This is a genomic window from Alicyclobacillus fructus, assembly GCF_017329605.1.
GTDB classification, from domain to species: domain Bacteria; phylum Bacillota; class Bacilli; order Alicyclobacillales; family Alicyclobacillaceae; genus Alicyclobacillus; species Alicyclobacillus fructus.
The window spans coordinates 1-321 of record NZ_JAFMTY010000098.1 but is presented as its reverse complement, the minus strand read 5'-3'; the positions used below and the strand labels follow the sequence as shown (position 1 = coordinate 321).

The window sequence follows — 321 nt, the reverse complement described above, 5'->3', positions numbered from 1 at the left end:
AGCGGACAGATACGAATCGGTCGAGGGCTTCACCTGGAAGGCTCCCTATGCACGGTGGCAAGGGCCAAGCTGAGCCTGAAGCGAAGCGAGACGTGCGCGAGCGCGTGAGAAGCCAGCGACTCGCCACGAAGACTTCGCAAACGGGCATCTGAGGCGAAGTGAATCGCGAGCGAGGAGATCTGCAGGCCGAAGGCCGAAGCCCTCCGAGCGAGCGAAGCACGAAGCCGGTCTGGTGACCACAGCGGAGGGGCAACACCCGTACCCATCCCGAACACGGACGTGAAGACCTCCAGCGCCGAGAATACTGGGAGGGAAGCCTCC

1 rRNA gene is annotated in these 321 nt (G+C 63.6%); it reads left to right on the top strand.

Annotated features, from left to right (window positions below):
* Positions 1–228: 228 nt before the first annotated feature.
* Positions 229–321: ribosomal RNA gene (gene rrf, locus J3481_RS14475) — 5S ribosomal RNA — on the top strand; the annotation flags it as partial.